The following is a 16,832-nucleotide window of genomic DNA, read 5'->3' on the forward strand; positions in this document are numbered from 1 at the left end:
TAAGTACGGCCTCTGCCTGCCAGACCATAGAAGCGCTGCTCCCCGTCCATTTGATGAAATCAGGTGTTAAAACCCCTCATTTGGCTCATCCGCCCACTTTTTCCGAATTAAGGTGCACTAATACCCCTCATCACTCTCTGGGTTTCCGTTTAGCCTCTCGTACTCCTTTCTTCCCACTCCTATAAAGTCCCGTTTTGTCTGCGCCCCTTGCTTCTCTCGCTCCCCCTCCCATGCACTTTCCCTTCTCGTCCGCGTTTCCTTCACCTGACAATAGATCAATAATTGGTGAGGATCGGTCATTGTAGGAAGATAGACGATAACTTATTATAGTTTCATACATGAAAGCGTTATCAATTGCTCCGAATTTGCTTTTCATTGCTTTTATTATGAAGGGGGATGACAGCCAGACAAGTTACTCAGGATTGCTTGCCCCGGCTTAGCTTCAGGAAGCAATCATACAAAGAGAATACGATGAGGAGTGAAACAATGCGCAGCCAGAGCATGAGAAGCAATTCGTTCCGGAAATTCCTTTACATCTCTCCCTTTATGCTTTTACTCGCTGTCTTTGCCTACTATCCGCTCTATGGATGGGTATATGCATTCTTTGACTACACCCCGCCTATCCCATTGTCACAATCCGAGTTTGTCGGCTTCAAATGGTTTCATTCCCTGGTTGAGAATCAGGTCAAGATCGATCAGCTGATGCAGGTCATCTGGAATACCTTCGGCATCAGCGGACTGGGTATCCTCTTTTCCTGGCTCCCGATGATCTTCGCCATCTTCCTGACCGAGATCAAGGCGGTACGTTTCCGCAAATTCATCCAGACGGTCACCACGCTGCCGAACTTTATCAGTTGGGTGCTTGTGTACTCCCTCGCCTTCTCCATGTTCTCCAGCGAAGGGATGGTCAACGGCTTCCTGCATATGACCGGGCTGACCGATTCTCCAACCATGTTCCTGCAGAGCTCTGAGCATGTCTGGTGGACGATGTGGGCATGGGCTACCTGGAAGACACTCGGCTGGTCCGCCATTCTGTACATCGCGGCCATCATGGGCATCGACGAATCGCTGTATGAAGCGGCTTATGTAGACGGGGCTACACGGATGCAGGTTATCCGCCATGTCGTATTGCCAAGCATGATGCCAACCTACTTCGTCCTGCTGATGCTCCAGATTGCAAGCTTCCTGAACAACGGATTGGAGCAGTATTTCGTCTTCCAGAATGCGTTTAACAAGGACACTATTCAGGTTCTTGATCTATATGTGTATAACCTCGCCATGGGCGGCGGCAGCTATTCTGTCTCTGTTGCGATCAGTATGCTGAAGAGTGTAATCAGCGTGGTGCTTCTCTTTTCGGTGAACGGGCTGTCCAAAATGCTGAGAGGAGAGGGCATTGTATGAGTGACAACCAGACCAGTCTTACTCCAAACACCCGTGAGATCGATATCACCAAAAAAACGGTCAAAATGCAGGTCAGCGCTACCGATAAAATCATCTCTACTATTATCTACATCCTGTTCTCACTGTTCGCCTTCATCTGCGTTTATCCGTTCTACTCGATCATTATCAATACGATCAGCGCGAACGACCTCAGTGCCAAGGGCGAAATTATTTTCTGGCCGAAAGGGATTCATTTCCAGAATTATATCGATGTGTTCAAAATCCCGGGTCTGGGCAATGCCTTTATGATCTCTCTCGGCAGAACAGTAATCGGTACGTTACTGACGGTCGGCGCCTCGGCCTTCCTCGGATTTATGTTCGCCCAGGAGGACATGTGGGGCAAGAAGTTCTGGTACCGCTTCACCATTATCACGATGTTCTTCAACGCCGGGATTATCCCTTGGTATCTGACCATGAGATCGCTGCATCTGACGGACAACTTTCTGGCTTATATTCTTCCGTCCGTTGTTGCTCCTTTCTTCATTATCCTGGTCAAAACCTTCGTCGAGGCAACACCAAAGGAGCTGCAGCAGGCGGCAAGCATTGACGGCGCAGGAATCTTCACGATTTTCTATAAAATCATCCTGCCGATCAGCAAGCCGATCCTTGCAACCGTTGCCATTTTCTCCGCGGTCAACCAGTGGAACTCCTTCCAGGATACGCTCCTGCTGGTAACGGACAGTAAGCTCTACAGCTTACAGTTCATACTGTATAACTACATCAATCAGGCCAGCTCATTGTCCACCATGGTCAACCTGCAGAATGCCGGCTCAACGGCGATGGCTACTCTGGCGACCAAGCAAACCTCTACCTCCATCCGCATGACAGTTACCATTATCGTAGTCGCACCTATTCTGCTGGTATATCCGATCTTCCAGAGATTTTTTGTCAAAGGAATTATAATTGGCGCCGTGAAAGGCTAACGGACCTGCGCCATTATGATACATTAATCATTCGGGGGGCTACACATGAAAACACACATTAAGCTGGGCAGAAAGTCCGCGCTGTTACTAGGGACGACCATCCTGCTGGTAACAACGGCGCTAAGTGGTTGCAGCGGTAATTCCAACAATGGAGGAGCTGCTGCGGGGACGGCCGAACCCGGAACACCTACTGAGTCATCCGATCCGGGCACAAGCAAAGGCATCGATCACAGCAAACCTCTAACCATTACGGTATTCGACAACGCAGCTAACTATCAAGGCGAGCAGACGGGATGGTACGGCAAGCTGCTGAAAGACAAGTTCAATATCACACTGAACATTCTGGCTCCGCAGGTAGCGGGTGACCAGCTGTACAAGACCCGCTCGGCATCCGGTGACCTCGGCGACCTCCTGATTATCGAGAACAGCCAGCTCGAGGAACTGATTCCGGCAGGCATGATTATGGATCTAACCGACATGATTAAGAACACGGAGCATCTGTCCCAATATGTAGACAATCACTTTAAGCCGTTCAATGTGGCCTTCGAGAAGCAGAATCCGGACGGTAAAATCTATGCTCTCCCGGCCTTCACCGCCGATACTTCGCCAACGACCTTTTCGGAAGAGCTGCCTTACTCCAGCCCGATTATGCCTTGGGATTATTACAAGGGAATCGGCGCGCCGAAGCTGAATAACCTGAACGACCTGATGACAGCCCTGAAAGACATGCAGGCTAAATATCCGAAGACTCCGGACGGTAAGCCGATTGTTCCGATTACGCTGTGGAAGGACTGGGACGGCGGAAGTATGGAGAATGTCCGGTGGCTGAGCAACTGGTATGGCTATGAGCAGCCGAACGGCACGACAACGATTCAATTGAACGCCAAAGGCGATATTGTTCCGATCGTGGACGACAACAGCATGTACAAGAAGATTCTGCAGTTCTATTATGACGCTAACAAAATGGGTCTCGTCGACCCCGACTCCCCTTCCCAGGACTGGAACAAGGTATCTGAGAAGCTGACCAACAAGCAGGTGCTGCTCCTGTGGTACTCCTGGCAGAGAGGCTTCTACAACACGATTGAACGCGGCAACCAGGGTGACGGCAACGTAGCCGTTCCGATCGGCGATACCCATCTGATCCAGAACAGTGATGCTTACTTCGGGAACGGCAGAGTGTTCGCCATCGGCTCCAAAGCGAAAGAACCGGAAAGAATCATGGAACTGATGGACTGGATGTCTTCACCGGAAGGCCTGCGTTACTACACCAACGGCTTCGAAGGCTTCAACTATGAAAAAACACCGGACGGCAAATTCAAGCTGACCGAAGTCGGCCAAACTGCATTCCAGGAAAACACCCCGGTCCCTGCTGAATACGGCGGCGGCGGTTACCAGGATGGCCAAAGCAAGGTCAACTCGATGATTATGAGTGATTTCGTGACCGACCCGGAAACCAAAGAATTCTACAACAGTACCTACTGGGCTTCCACCATTGAAGCGAACAAGACTGCACTGACTACAGATTGGCAGAAAACCTATGACGCCACTACTCCGACCGAGTACTATACGAAGAACAACATGATCGACATCGTGCCGAACATCAACACGAGTCTTGGCTCCGATTCCTCTGACGTCAAGAACAAACGCAGCCAGATCTCGGATTATGTCAAGAACACCTCCTGGAAAATGATCTTCGCCAAGGACCAGGCCGAATTCGACCAGCTCTGGACCAAGCTGAAGAGCGATGTCGAAGGACTCGGCTGGAACGATGTCTTCGCCGTAGACAAGGAAAGAGCAGACAAAATCGTTAAAATGCGTGCCGATGCGGTTGCTAATAAGTAAGCAAATGAACGTTACTGCGTAAGCTGTAAAAGTAAAAGAAGAGGCAGCCCCGGAGCCATGGAGATGGCTTGGGGCTGCCTTTTTTTGAGTTTCAGTGTGTTAAGAGACACTAAAGATTAGGACTGAAAGCATCATCGTCACTGCGGTGAACATTTAGACTTCCGGCAGCCCCCTACACCAATTAGAAAATAAGCTGAGCGAACTGATACAAGCCGTTCTTCCAGACCGGCCAGTCATGGTCGCCCTGCTCTTCTACCCAGATATGCGGCACGTTATGCTCTATGAAGTAAGCATGGGTGCGGTCGCTGACATACTTCAGGCTGTCGAGGTCTCCGCAAGATAACCAGAGAAGGTTAAGCGCGTCCGCTACCTTCTGCGGGTCGGGTGCCAGCAGCTCAGACTCCTTCGTGTTAGGTGCCGGAGAAAAGGCTCCTACCCACGCGAAGCGGTCCAGGTTATTCAGACCCATGTTGAGTGATTGCCCTCCGCCCATGGACAACCCGGCCAGCGCACGGTACTCCCGGTCCGTCAGCACGGAATAATTCGCTTCAATATAAGGGATCAGATCGTTCAGCAGATCAGACTCAAAGGTTGCAAAGGCTTCCAACTTATCAGGCGCGAAGATGTCGCCTTCAGCACGGTCATTCTGCATCGCCCGACCGTTCGGCAGCACAACAATCATCGGCTTCAGCTTGTGATCAGCATACAGATTGTCCAGGATAATCTGCGGTGTGCCGTGAGTGTACCATTCGTTCTCATCTCCGCCGATACCGTGCAACAGATATAAGACATTATATTTCTCTGTGCTGGAGTAGCCAGGTGGTGTGTATACTCTAGCCTTCCGGGTGTTGCCAACGGTTGCAGAGGGATATTCAATTATCGTGATCTTACCACGCTCGATCCCTGCTCTCTCCTGATCATATCCCGCTGCTTGTGTTGTATACTTCTGATGGTTCATGTCCAAAGCTGCTCATTCCTCTCATAGATTATATGTATATCCCAACACTTTGTTTATTCGATAAACTAAGTGTGGAATCCTGCTCAGGAACCTGCTGCGCAAAAAAATATATGGAGCATCGAAATCCATCAATAACACCTGTACGGACTAGATTTGAGGTTCATACACATACGAATGCATTGGAATGATCTCCACCGGACGCAGAGATTGATAGAGGGCATTAGCCTCAGCAGAAAAACCCGTAATGTAGGCCATTGTCACCCCTTGCTCTTTCAGCCGCATGAAACATGCTGTAATCACCGCTTTGCCGAAGCCGCTTTGCCGGTAATCCGGGTGGGTCCCAATCGTCTCTATAACCGCTATCCCGTTATCCTGATCCACGAACCCGAAACAGAAGGCAATATGCCGGCCCTTATCATCAACCACAGAGAAATCAAGCTCCGCCTTATAGGACTTTAGATCTTTTCTCCAGTACTCTATGCTCCCTACATTGGAATTCCCGGGAGAGAAGGTCTGCTCAATCAGTTCACTCTTCGCGCCTTCGTCTGTCCCTTCCGCCATGCAACGGATATAGAATCCTTCTTCCAGATTCAAAGTGTAATCCGTATGCGCAAGATCGTATCTTCGGGTATTCCCGATATGAGAATCCTGCACAAATCCTTGATCTAATAATGCCTGAACCTCCAGACCATAGGGATAGCAATCGGTGTTGAGCTTCTTTTTCCCCTCGCCCCATACATTCCGGGTCCATTCCACCATCTCGCCTGCCAGCTGCGGATAATCCGGGTGGACAATTAAGCTGAAGAAGCTGCCTCCGGATTCGGAAATGAACAAGCCTATGATCTCACCAGCTTCATTCTTCCATAGGTGTGCATTCTGCTCCTTGAAATTAGGGTCTGCACTCTTGGACTTTTCGTACCGGTTCCAAAACTCGAATCTGACGAATTCCCAGGTCTGAAGCTTTCCCGTCAAAGTTACCATTTTTCTCAAAAAGGCATGAACGTTGTTGAAGTTCTCCTCGGTGTCTACGTACTTTTCATTGAATGCCTTCATCTACTCATCTCCATTCGGCTCTCATCATTTCATCCTTCTTCCATTATATGTAGAGCCACTTCCCCTTTGTAGGCAAAGATCTGGTAGGATCATTTATTACATTGCTTTGTATAGAACAAATTCACCCTGCGGGTGAAGGATGCTTTGTGCCTCATTGTATACTGTGACTTAGGCCGCATTGCTGCATTTCTTGCAGGATTTCTTTAAAAGGGTACGGGCTGCGGAGACGGGGCCCCATCCCTCAGAGCAGCCGCACCGATTGTGGTCGGTTTTTCGACCACATTCGGCCCGCGCCTCATTGAGAGGGCATTTACGCACAGATAGCCGCAACTCATAAATGTCTTTAAAAAACACAAAAGCCCGTCCCTCACGGACAGGCTTTCAAGTATTCTAACTTACAGTACAATCTTCACCGGACTGTTCTCCGATAATTCAAACGGTCCGGGCGTCACATTCGAATCCGGGCGCTGCTTACCGAAGAAGTCGCGGTCGAACCGGTACGCCGAGCCGTCCGGCTCCTCGTAGCGCATCTCGGCGTGATAGCTTCGGCCCAGCAGATTCGTGGTGACCACGGTAGGCGCTGCGGCACGCAGCAGCTCAGGGCTCACAATATGCACCTGCACCTTGCCGGAAGCCGGATCAACCTCAATCTCAAGACCCTTGTCGGCATAGACCTTCGCGTTCGGCTCATGTGTACCCGGCACTGCATCTTTCAGATACAGATTGCCGTGGATGGCTACAGGAAGGGCCATCTGTTCAGGATGAAACGGCTTCCCGGAATCAATCATCGCTTTGATCTCTTCCTTGTTGTATTCCCACCACTGCTTATGCAGCGCATTCGGGTGCTCATCATAGCCGCCCAGTCCAACAGGATGCAGATAACAGCGGGAATTATCCGGGATACCATCCATCACCCGTTCACCGTTATCGTTAAGCTGCTCTCTCGGGGCCAGCGGCAGATGCTCGAAGAACGTCATCGGCACTACCTCATTGTCCTTGTCCTCATCACGCAGGAAGATGTTGTTATAATATCGGTCATCACCGCCTGTGAAGTTGCTGTAACCGGCAATCGCTGTCTCATGCGGCATATGGTACGGCGTATAACGGGTAAGCTCGGGGCGCACCACGAACCTGCCAGCGAACAGATTATGGACGAACGCGCCGCCCTGGGCCATATTGCGGAAGTTCATCGGCGACAGGAAGAGGTTGTGATCGACCATATAAGGACCGTGGCATACCTCCATGAAGAAATCTTCTGACAAATTGTCAAAAAACACATTCCGGCTGATACGTGTGCCTTGTGCCTGCCAGTCCAGCCATAACGCCCGGTAGGAGCTGTAAATGACATTGTCGCAAATCTGGGTATCCAGTGAAGCATGAAGCTTGATTCCGCCGACCTCTGCCCCGTGGAAAATCCGTTTATGATGAATATTATAAATCCGGTTCTGGAGAATCTGGCTGAAGGCCCCGCCCAAATGGCCGACAACCCCGGCCTGCTCACAATCATGAATTACATTATTGCGGACGATATGACTTCCGATGTTGTCCTTATGCCAATCCTGGCGGAGTGCGCGGAAAATAACCTCCTGCTCCCGCTGCGTCCCACCCTTCATCCGGCCATTCGACCACTCGTTATGCCCAGTCGAGATTTCCTTGCCCAGGCTCACCCCTGTACATTTGGACTCGCAGATGTGGTTGTCCTCAATGATCCAGCCCTTGCTCCAGTGGGGTCCGATCAGCCCTTCCTGCAATGCCGTTGGCGGTGCCCATTGAGGAGATGCCTGGCGTAGCGTAAAGCCCTTGACGGTTATATAACCCCGTCCCGTCTGCTCCGGCCAGAAGCAATAAGGGCGAACGCTGATCTCCACATTCTCCCGGCGCGGGTCCTTGCCCCCGAAGCTCGCCCAGATCCTGGTGGAAGCCAAGCCTACTTCTGCATACCACTGGAGCAGAGAGTCCGCCGGGTACTTGGCCTGCGGCCATACCTGGGGATCGCGCAGCTTGGTAACGCTATCACATTCATACAGCGATTTGCCGTCGAGATAGACCTCCCCCAGATGCGGCTCGAACGCCCCTTCGAACAGCCAGTCACCATATAATTTTTCTTCAAAAGGATTGCGCACAGCAAACAGGCTGTTCGGCACTTCTGTACTCCATACACCGTCCCCTTCCTCTCGCCAGTCTGCCACCGGCTCAGCGCCTGTGATGACGACTTCCCCGTCCCCGGCAGCCTGATAGACAATTCTCTGATCCTCTGTTCCTCCGTTAGCCGGGTTCACCCATTCCCTGTATGTCCCCGCATGAACGGTGACCGTATCTCCAGGCTCCGCCAGCGCCGCAGCGCGGGATATGGAACGGAAGGGCTTGTCTGCTGTACCGGGAGCCTGATCGCTCCCTTGCATTGCAACATGATATTCCATATGATAATCCTCCTCTTTCTTGTATGTCATTTGGACATTTTAAATGAATATTCTATATTTTGCTATAGCCTTGTATACAACCCTGATAGAAAAGACCGTGCAGGAGCGGGTGCACCATAATAATCGGCACAGATGCCACAATCGTCATGGTTGCCCGAACGCGGACATTGGCGTGACCGCAGGGGGTCCCGGATGACAAGGAATATTATAGAGTTAGGCGGGCCAGGATTCTAGCCTACGATGACTTGCATGGATACCTGCTTCAGGCCCGGATTCAGGTCCTTCTCCTCGGTGAGATCCAGAACTGGAGCACCATCAATGTCAAAATGCACGCGCCGCAGGCCGGAGCTTCGCGGTCCCTCGATTCCCGGTCTGGCGTGGTAGGCGTTCCAGATCACCCCGTCCTCGTCCGTCACATAGGAATTGTGGCCAGGCCCGTATTCCCCCGGCACACTTCTGGAGGTCAACAGCGGATAATTGCCCTTGGTCCAGCTGTTAATATCCAGCAGATCTGCCCCCTTGTCTGCGGTCAGCAGACCCACCACATAAGTAGCATCCACCGCTGCACTGGCGAAAGTCACGAACAGCTTGTCATCAGTGTACAGAGCAAACGGACCTTCGTCCACGAACGTATGGTTATTGGCCCAGCCGTAATCCGGCCGGGTCAGCAGCACCGGATCACTGGTTAGCTTCCACGGCTCCTGCGGGTCAATCGTGGCGATGTAGACCCAGGCTCCCAGATCCACCGGCAGGAATTGGCGCTCCGACCATGCGGCATAGAGCTGGCCGTTCCAGCGAATGACGGTCATATCCAGCGAGATTGTTTTGCCTGCTTCACACAGATAGCTTCCGTCCTTCTTCACTACCCGGCGGGGCCTGGACCAGTCCGCAGCATTCATAGGGTTTCCGCCCGGACTCAGTTTCATCACATGTGATTCCTCATGGAAGAACTCGCCGGGTGTTGCGGCATGGAAGATATACAGCTCTTCTTCAATGATATGGAGTTCCGGTGCCCACAGCAGGCCGCCGATCTCTTCATACGTGGAGGAATCAAGGATCAGGGATTCCTCGGCTGTCACCAGCCCGGGAATTGTATCGGCTTCCCTAATATACAACGTATGTTCCTTATCCGCGTCATTAGTCGCAATGAAATAGTATTTCCCCTTCCACTTCGCGATGCAAGGGTCCGCACGGTTAAGTGCAATCGGGAATGGAAAGTGATCCTGATGGATCTCCCCGGAGATGCTGTAGGTTCCGGCCTTGTCCCAGTTGATGGCATCCGTGTTCCAACGGACTTTTTTGGCAGCCTGCGTTCCATCACTGTATAAGGCCGTTGCCCGGACCGCCTTCACATCATCAACCGATGCCGCATTTACATGGTCCGGTACTACGACAGCAATGTTCTCCGGCACCGTAAGCTTGCAGAAAAGTCTGCGGGCTATCTCGGCGGAGACAGCGATCCTATTACGCGGCTGGATTCCCTCGATATCAGCCTGCACGGCTTCCAGCGTGAATGGCTCCGCTTCTACCGGTGCTGAGACATTCGTGAGGCTCAGGATGTCGGCAGTGAAATTCTCATAGCCCTGGCCCTGCCCGTCTATCCATTGGATCAGGTAACCGTTCCGCTCCGGGTCATAGGTGCAGGAGACATCGCTTACATGAGTGCCCGCCTTAAGCTCCACCAGTCCAATCTCACTGTATTGCAGGAGATCGGCTGATGAGAACAGCAACACCTTCCCCATGCTTTGTTCATCTACTCCCCCGTCAGCCTCGGTACGCACAGCAATGACGCCGAAATTCCCGTCTGCCAAGTAGAAAAGATACGGCTGCTTCAGGCTTTTGGCCCGGAGCGTCCCATCCACATTCTCCGTCGCTTTGGCGAACAGGATACCCGAGTTATGATTCAATGCCTGATACTGGCCCCCATCGGTCTTGTAAGCCAGGTGCATACTGTAAGCCAGCTTCGAAGCATACACGATATCCTCCTGCGGCAGCCTTGTATAACAAAGGATATCTTTCCGATCTTCGTTTTGTTGTGGTATCATGAATTCATAATCTTCCTTCCTATTGATAATTTCTAATAACTATAATTACACACTGTTTAGTCAACCTTCAGATTTACTCTTATGTCCACTACAAATTATAGAGATTCACTGAAATACTAACAATGATATTTACTGACCATTAATTGATCTATCCGAAGAAAGGAGAAGCCCATGCCCACAATTCACTACGTGGAATACGATGCCGCACATCCGGCTAATTTCGTCTACAGTATCCCCAAAGGACTGGACGCCTGGCTTCTTGTCCTGACCCAGACTCCGGCGGTGTTCGAAGTGGACGGTGAATTGAAGGAATTTCCCGCTCACTCTGTCGCTCTGTATCCTCCAGGGCACAACATCTATTACCGCGCCTGCTCCAAAAGATATGTCAACGACTGGGTCCGTTTCGATGCGGATGAATCGTATATCACTGAAAGCGTCCTGCCGCTGGGCAGCCCGTTCTCCCTGCCCGACCCCGGATATTGCCATCAGCTGTTCCAGCTGCTGACGCTGGAGAACTCGTTCCAGAACGATTACCGGGAACTGTCCATTGACTACCTGTTCCGCCTCTTGTTCAACAAGCTGTCCGAAGCGTCCCAGGACAAGCTGACGCCGCAGTATTATAATCTGCTGGAGCTTCGCAAGACGCTGTACAGCAATCCCGGCCACCCCTGGACCGTATCCTCGATGGCCGGATATCTGCACATCAGCACCGGCTACCTCCAGACCATCTACAAGTCCGCTTTCGGCATCTCCTGCATGGAGGATGTCATTCAATGCCGGATTCGGCTGGCCAAGGAGAAGCTCGGCTTCGGCCAGCACAAAATCGCCGAGATCGCCGCTCTCTGCGGCTACGCCAATGTCGAGCATTTCTGCCGCCAGTTCCGGCAGCTTACCGGCTTCTCTCCCCGCGCCTACCGGGAGCGGCTGGCTTCCAAACAACCGCTGATTCGGAAGGGGGAATAGCGGGAGTGTAATAGGGTCGGAGTTAGTTAGGAGTATGGCAAACGGTATGTGGAAATGTGAATACATCGTTGCTCCAACTATCGGCAATCTCTCGCCACCGCCCAATGTGATCGGTTTTTCGATTACATTCCATCTTCGCGCCTCCGCCAAACCAAATGTAATCAGTTTTTCGATTACATTCCATCCTCGCGCCTCTGCCACGCCCAATGTAATCGGTTTTTCGACTACATTCCATCCTCGCGCCTCTGCCACGCCCAATGTAATCGGTTTTTCGATTACATTCCGCTCTCACGCCCCACGCGGCCCAAATAGAACGGTTTTTCGCACGGGGGTATCCCAGTAAATCGTCCGCCCTTTGATTTGTATATGTAGTGTTGACGACTACAGCATCATTTAGAATGGATGCGACGGATGCCACCCACTTATTTTCATTCCTGGGGGTGACAAGGCCTCTGTCTTGTCATGTCTGTTTTTCGCATACATTTGGCCCATACGCACCCGCGCCACCCAATGTGTTCGGTTTTCCGCATACATTCGGCCCACATAACAGAGCAGCGACCCTCCACTATCAGGAGAATCGCTGCTCTACTTAGCTTGTACAGTTGTGAACAATGCAGAGTGAGTATAGCCATAATTAATGCCCTACACTTCTTGCATTATATTTTCCGCCTTACTCCTCAGCCCCGCCAAGCAACGGCAACACGGCCCCGTCCCGCACAAACAGCGGAATCTGATTGAGCGGCGCGTCCACCATAATAGCCTGTCCGCCGGCATAGGCAGTGCCGGTATAGACATGGGTCCACTCTGAGCCGGACGGGAGGTACACCTTGCGTGCCCGTTCACCTTCGCCCAGCACCGGGGCGACCAGCAGATCGGGACCGAACATATACTGATCCTCGATATCCCAGGCAGCCGGGTCCTGAGGGAAATCATAGAACAATGGACGCATAGGCGGCGTGCCCTTCTCATGTGCAGCCTCCATCAGCCCGCGGATGTAGGGCTTCAGCCGCTCCCGCATCTGCATGAACTCCTTGAAGATGACATACGCCTCATCCCCGTAGCTCCACACCTCATTATCCGAGCCGCTTCCGCATACGCCCCCGCCCCGTGTTCCGGTAGGCTCAACAAAAGGCGAACGGTCCCCGTGCAGTCTAAATACCGGTGAGAACGCGCCATACTGGAACCAGCGGACCATCAGCTCCCGGAAGGAGGCGTCTGCCGGATTACCGCCGTGGAAGCCGCCGATGTCGGTGGTCCACCATGGAATCCCGGCCACGGCCATATTCAGTCCGGCCCGCACCTGAATGCTGAGCACCTTGAAGCTGGAGTGAATATCTCCAGACCATACAAGCGCCCCGTAGCGCTGGCTGCCCGCCCAGGCGGTACGGACCAGATTGATAATATTCTCCTGGCCTTCAGCGGCCATGCCGTCATAGAAGGTCTGGCTGTATTTCATCGGATAGATATTGCCGATCTGCTTACTGGAGCCGATATGATAACGGTAGATATCATGGTCATAGACCGTCAGCTCCGGCTCCGCCTCATCGAGCCAGAAGACCTTGATTCCTTTGTCATAATAATTCTGCTTAATCAATCCCCACAGGAACTTGCGGGCCTCCGGATTAGTCGCATCGAAGATCGCGTTCTGGCCGAGGAACTGGAATTGTGTCCGCACCCCGCGGTCCGAGCGCAGCAGGTACCCTTTTTCCAGCATCTCCTTATAATTCTCGCTCTCCGTCTGGACAGTCGGCCAGACCGAAACCATCAGCTCAATGCCCAGCTCCTGCAGCTCCTGCACCATCGCCTCCGGATCAGGCCAATATTCCGGGTCGAACCGCCAGTCTCCCTGATTCGTCCAGTGGAAGAAATCAATGACGATAACGTCAATCGGCAGCCCCCGCCGTTTATGTTCCCTTGCCACCTCCAGCAGTTCCTCCTGCGTACGGTAACGGAGCTTGCATTGCCAGAACCCCATACCATAATCCGGCATCATCGGCACGGTTCCCGTAGCCTTGGCATAAGCCTCCTCGATCTCGGCAGGCGAGTCACCGGCAGTGATCCAATAATCCAGCTGCTTGGTTGACGGGGCTGTCCATTCGGTCACATTCAGACTGAAATGCGCTTGTCCGATCGCCGGATTATGCCACAGGAACCCGTAACCGCTACTTGACAGCACGAACGGAATGCTGATCTGGCTGTTGCGGTGGGTCAGCTCCAGCGAACAGCCCTTCAGATTCAGGAAGGAGTGCTGATACTGGCCCATGCCGTACAGCTTCTCTTGCGGGTCCGCTTCCAGCCGGAGCTTCACGGAGAAGTCACTGCTGCCGGGGATGGCGCTTAGCTCTCTGCCTCCGTATTTTAACTGATAGGTATCCTCCGTCTCGTTAAGGAGCAGCTTGCCATGCTGGTTATAGAAGAAGATCTGTCCCTTGTCCGTTATTTCCGCCCGGATATTCCCGTTTACAATCGTTGCGCGCTCTTTGGTAATCGATATATGACTCAGCGTCTGCACAGCAGGCAGAAGCGCCCACTTCTCATCGGTAATCTCCGCATACGAAGCCCGGATACGCAGCGAATGCTCTCCCCAAGGCTCTATCCAGACTCTCTCATGATCATATTCTCTGATTAGTCTGCCATTCTCTTCACGAAACATAGCGCGATCCCTCCAACAGTTCTATAATAAGGTTGCAACCACATTATAAAGAGTGCAAAGCCGCTATACTATACATAAAAGTACGCATCTATCATACGATATTACGATTATGTGGAGGGATTAAGATGAGTGGAGCGTTCGAGGACAAGCCTTATCCATGGAAAAAAGAGCACACGGAAATTCCCGAGGGCCTGTTCCCCATCAATGTATTTCATATCTGCTTTCCGGACCGCAGTATTATTCCGCCTCACTGGCATGACCATCTCGAATGGATTCTCGTTACCAAGGGCCGCTTCCGCGTCCAGGTCGGCCCCCACTCCAGAGAGCTGGTGCAGGGTGAGCTTGCCTTCGTCAGCCGTCCGCAGATTCATGCGGCCTACCCGACAGAGGATGGCAGTGAGCTGTATGCGGTTGTCTACAACGAAGCGCTGCTGAACGGAATGCGGGACCTGACTGAGCTTCAGCATATCCGGCCGCTGCTCTCCGGTGAAATCCGGCTTCCTGCCTTCTATGGGTCGGACCAGCCGGTTACCCGCCAGATCAGAGGATGCATCGAACAGATTATTTACAGCTACCAGAGCAAGAGCCCCGGGTATGAATTATGTATTAAAGGCGGCCTGTTCTCTTCCCTGGGTCTGGCTTATCCCCTGGCCGAGTTCACAGCACCGCCTTCCAAAAGAGACCGGCAGGAGACGGGCATCCAGCCCCTGCTGATTCACCTTAGCAACCATTTCCATGAACCGCTGACCGTGGAGGAGGCCGCACGGATCTGCTGCGTGACCCCCAACTACTTCTGTCATCTGTTCAAAAAGAACACCGGCAAGACCTTAATCGAATATGTGAATATGCTGCGGGTGCATGAGGCCAGCCGCCTGCTCCAGCTGCGCCGGCATTCGATTCAGGAGGTGGCTTTCCGGGTCGGGTTCACGGGCCTGACGTATTTCGGAAGAATATTCAAGCAGCATACATCGATGACACCCAGCGAATATGCTTCCCATTTCCAGACCCGGTCTTAATCCTCTCTGTGATAACGGAGATAATCGAAATCGGCATAGCCCCCCGGCTGCCGGGTCGCATAATTGAACAAGCCGATCCGGTAGCCCATGAAATGATCCAGCTTATATTCCATATGCAGCGTCTGCCCGATGGGGTGCCAGGCCTCACCGCCTCCCGAGTAGAAGAATCGGGCCTCGTCCACACCATCCTTGAAGTTGAACTCAATCCTGAGGCAGATGCGTTCACCCGCGAACGGGATACTCTCCACCACTTCAACGCCATCTTCACCCTGGATACACATATCCACGGTGAACTGTCCCTGCTCTCCGGCGGCGACCTCAACCGTGCCGTACCCGGACTGGAGAGCAACCATGCCGGCCCGGTCCCCTTCATTCATGCCGCCCAGATACATCATCGTCTCGGCACTGCAAGCCGGACCCTCCGTCCGCTGGGTCAGCGTATTGCGCGCCGTTACGACACTATCAGCTGCCTTGCCTGTACGCAGCCGCAGACAGCCCGGCCGCTCGGTAACCGACCATAGCCCGTTATCGGGATTATGGTTCCATTGCCACTGAAGCGCCAGCCGGTTCTCCGTATACTCGAACTCATCGCTGATTACAAGCGCCTTCGGCTCCCCGGCGGGAAGCTTCGTATCGAAGGCCAGCAGAGCCTTGCCGCCATCCCCGATCACCGGCCAGTCGTTCTCCCAGCTCACAGGGAACACGCAGGGAACGCGTCCAACTGCCCCGTGATCCTGGAATAGCACAGCGTACCAGTCGCCGTCCTCAGTATCGACCAACCCGCCTTGCGCTACACCGCGATTCTCGTAGCCCAGGTTATCGTCCAGAATAACCTTGCGCTCGTAAGGACCCAGCAGCTCCCGGGACCGGTAGCACAACTGGCGTCTGCGCATGTTGCCCTCTGCCGGCCATTCAATGAAGAACAGATAATAGTACCCGCCGCGCTTATGGACGTGGCAGCCTTCCATCCGCAGCATGATTCCCTTCCGCTCGCCTTCCAGCAGCAGCTGCTCCGTTCCGTGGCGCATCCATCCGGTCAGGTCCTCATTCAGCTCCCGTATGCGGATATCCCCGTTCCCGTAGATCACATAATTGCGGCCGTCATCATCCAGCAGCAGTGCCGGGTCATGGTGCAGGTCCGGGATGACCGAACGCTCCCACGGTCCATGCTCAATATCCCGGGTCTGGTAGATATAGAACCGGTCCGTATCATTGGAGGAGAAGCATACGTAATAGATTCCGTTCTTGCATCGCAGCGAGGCAGCCCAGGAACCGCCGCCGTATATGCCTTCGCCGTCCTCCAGCCGGAAGGCCGGAGTGTCCTCGAAGGTATCAAAGACGTAACTTACAATCTCCCAGTCCTTCAGATTCACCGATTTCATAATCGGGCAGCCCGGCATGGAGTGCATGCTGGTGCTGACCATATAGAACACCGGGCCGGCCCGGATGACATCCACATCCGGGACATCTGCCCATATCACTGGATTGGTAATGATGGCTGTATTCAAAGTACCCGCCC

11 protein-coding genes and 1 pseudogene are annotated in these 16,832 nt (G+C 52.9%); 5 read left to right on the forward strand and 7 right to left on the reverse strand.

The window, feature by feature from the left end; all coding sequences use genetic code 11:
• Window positions 1–471 precede the first annotated feature (471 nt).
• Genes MKX42_RS21805 through MKX42_RS21815 form a run of 3 tightly spaced genes read left to right on the forward strand, consistent with a single transcriptional unit; the run spans window position 472 to window position 4,205 of the window.
• On the forward strand, window positions 472–1,401 hold the full coding sequence (locus tag MKX42_RS21805) for an ABC transporter permease subunit (protein ID WP_340754544.1): 930 nt from the start codon (window positions 472–474) through the stop codon (window positions 1,399–1,401).
• Entirely contained in the window at window positions 1,398–2,363 is a 966-nt protein-coding gene (locus MKX42_RS21810) for a carbohydrate ABC transporter permease (protein ID WP_340754546.1), read from the forward strand. Before MKX42_RS21805 ends, MKX42_RS21810 begins: the two co-directional genes overlap by 4 nt.
• Before the next feature lie 45 nt (window positions 2,364–2,408).
• Complete coding sequence (locus tag MKX42_RS21815; RefSeq protein WP_340754547.1) at window positions 2,409–4,205, forward strand: hypothetical protein; 1,797 nt, start codon at window positions 2,409–2,411, stop codon at window positions 4,203–4,205.
• A 181-nt stretch (window positions 4,206–4,386) separates the two neighbouring features.
• On the opposite strand, the gene MKX42_RS21820 is transcribed toward MKX42_RS21815, so the two are convergent.
• The 5 genes and pseudogenes from MKX42_RS21820 to MKX42_RS21835 form a co-directional block, all read right to left on the reverse strand.
• Window positions 4,387–5,163 (reverse strand): alpha/beta hydrolase, encoded by a 777-nt coding sequence (locus MKX42_RS21820; RefSeq protein ID WP_340754548.1) that lies wholly within the window; start codon window positions 5,161–5,163, stop codon window positions 4,387–4,389.
• A 147-nt stretch (window positions 5,164–5,310) separates the two neighbouring features.
• A complete protein-coding gene (locus tag MKX42_RS21825) occupies window positions 5,311–6,216 on the reverse strand; it encodes a GNAT family N-acetyltransferase (protein WP_340754550.1) in 906 nt (301 codons plus the stop codon).
• A 395-nt stretch (window positions 6,217–6,611) separates the two neighbouring features.
• On the reverse strand, window positions 6,612–8,636 hold the full coding sequence (locus tag MKX42_RS21830; protein ID WP_340754552.1) for a right-handed parallel beta-helix repeat-containing protein: 2,025 nt from the start codon (window positions 8,634–8,636) through the stop codon (window positions 6,612–6,614).
• A 52-nt stretch (window positions 8,637–8,688) separates the two neighbouring features.
• Window positions 8,689–8,796: pseudogene (locus tag MKX42_RS33470) on the reverse strand (carbohydrate ABC transporter permease); the annotation flags it as partial.
• Window positions 8,797–8,866: 70 nt separating this feature from the next.
• Window positions 8,867–10,681, reverse strand: coding sequence for a family 43 glycosylhydrolase (locus MKX42_RS21835; RefSeq protein ID WP_340754554.1), 1,815 nt, complete (start codon window positions 10,679–10,681; stop codon window positions 8,867–8,869).
• Window positions 10,682–10,852: 171 nt separating this feature from the next.
• Between MKX42_RS21835 and MKX42_RS21840 the strand changes: the two genes are divergently transcribed.
• Complete coding sequence (locus MKX42_RS21840) at window positions 10,853–11,644, forward strand: helix-turn-helix transcriptional regulator (RefSeq protein WP_340754556.1); 792 nt, start codon at window positions 10,853–10,855, stop codon at window positions 11,642–11,644.
• Between the two features lie 670 nt (window positions 11,645–12,314).
• Here MKX42_RS21840 and MKX42_RS21845 read toward each other — a convergent pair.
• Window positions 12,315–14,297, reverse strand: a complete 1,983-nt coding sequence (locus MKX42_RS21845; protein ID WP_340754558.1) for a glycoside hydrolase family 31 protein — start codon at window positions 14,295–14,297, stop codon at window positions 12,315–12,317.
• 125 nt (window positions 14,298–14,422) lie between these two features.
• Here MKX42_RS21845 and MKX42_RS21850 point away from each other — a divergent pair, with 125 nt between their 5' ends.
• Complete coding sequence (locus MKX42_RS21850; RefSeq protein WP_340754560.1) at window positions 14,423–15,313, forward strand: AraC family transcriptional regulator; 891 nt, start codon at window positions 14,423–14,425, stop codon at window positions 15,311–15,313.
• Here MKX42_RS21850 and MKX42_RS21855 read toward each other — a convergent pair.
• On the reverse strand, window positions 15,310–16,821 hold the full coding sequence (locus MKX42_RS21855) for a glycoside hydrolase family 43 protein (protein WP_340754562.1): 1,512 nt from the start codon (window positions 16,819–16,821) through the stop codon (window positions 15,310–15,312). The two genes, MKX42_RS21850 and MKX42_RS21855, sit on opposite strands and share 4 nt — an antisense overlap.
• Between the last annotated feature and the right edge of the window lie 11 nt (window positions 16,822–16,832).

Origin of the sequence: Paenibacillus sp. FSL R7-0204 (assembly GCF_038002225.1) — a bacterium.
Taxonomy (GTDB): Bacteria; Bacillota; Bacilli; order Paenibacillales; family Paenibacillaceae; genus Paenibacillus_AQ.

Coding starts and splice junctions, on each gene's coding strand:
- MKX42_RS21805 (WP_340754544.1), top strand. CDS start 472: ATGAGGAGTGAAACAATGCGCAGCCAGAGCATGAGAAGCAATTCGTTC.
- MKX42_RS21810 (WP_340754546.1), top strand. CDS start 1,398: ATGAGTGACAACCAGACCAGTCTTACTCCAAACACCCGTGAGATCGAT.
- MKX42_RS21815 (WP_340754547.1), top strand. CDS start 2,409: ATGAAAACACACATTAAGCTGGGCAGAAAGTCCGCGCTGTTACTAGGG.
- MKX42_RS21820 (WP_340754548.1), bottom strand. CDS start 5,163: ATGAACCATCAGAAGTATACAACACAAGCAGCGGGATATGATCAGGAG.
- MKX42_RS21825 (WP_340754550.1), bottom strand. CDS start 6,216: ATGAAGGCATTCAATGAAAAGTACGTAGACACCGAGGAGAACTTCAAC.
- MKX42_RS21830 (WP_340754552.1), bottom strand. CDS start 8,636: ATGGAATATCATGTTGCAATGCAAGGGAGCGATCAGGCTCCCGGTACA.
- MKX42_RS21835 (WP_340754554.1), bottom strand. CDS start 10,681: ATGATACCACAACAAAACGAAGATCGGAAAGATATCCTTTGTTATACA.
- MKX42_RS21840 (WP_340754556.1), top strand. CDS start 10,853: ATGCCCACAATTCACTACGTGGAATACGATGCCGCACATCCGGCTAAT.
- MKX42_RS21845 (WP_340754558.1), bottom strand. CDS start 14,297: ATGTTTCGTGAAGAGAATGGCAGACTAATCAGAGAATATGATCATGAG.
- MKX42_RS21850 (WP_340754560.1), top strand. CDS start 14,423: ATGAGTGGAGCGTTCGAGGACAAGCCTTATCCATGGAAAAAAGAGCAC.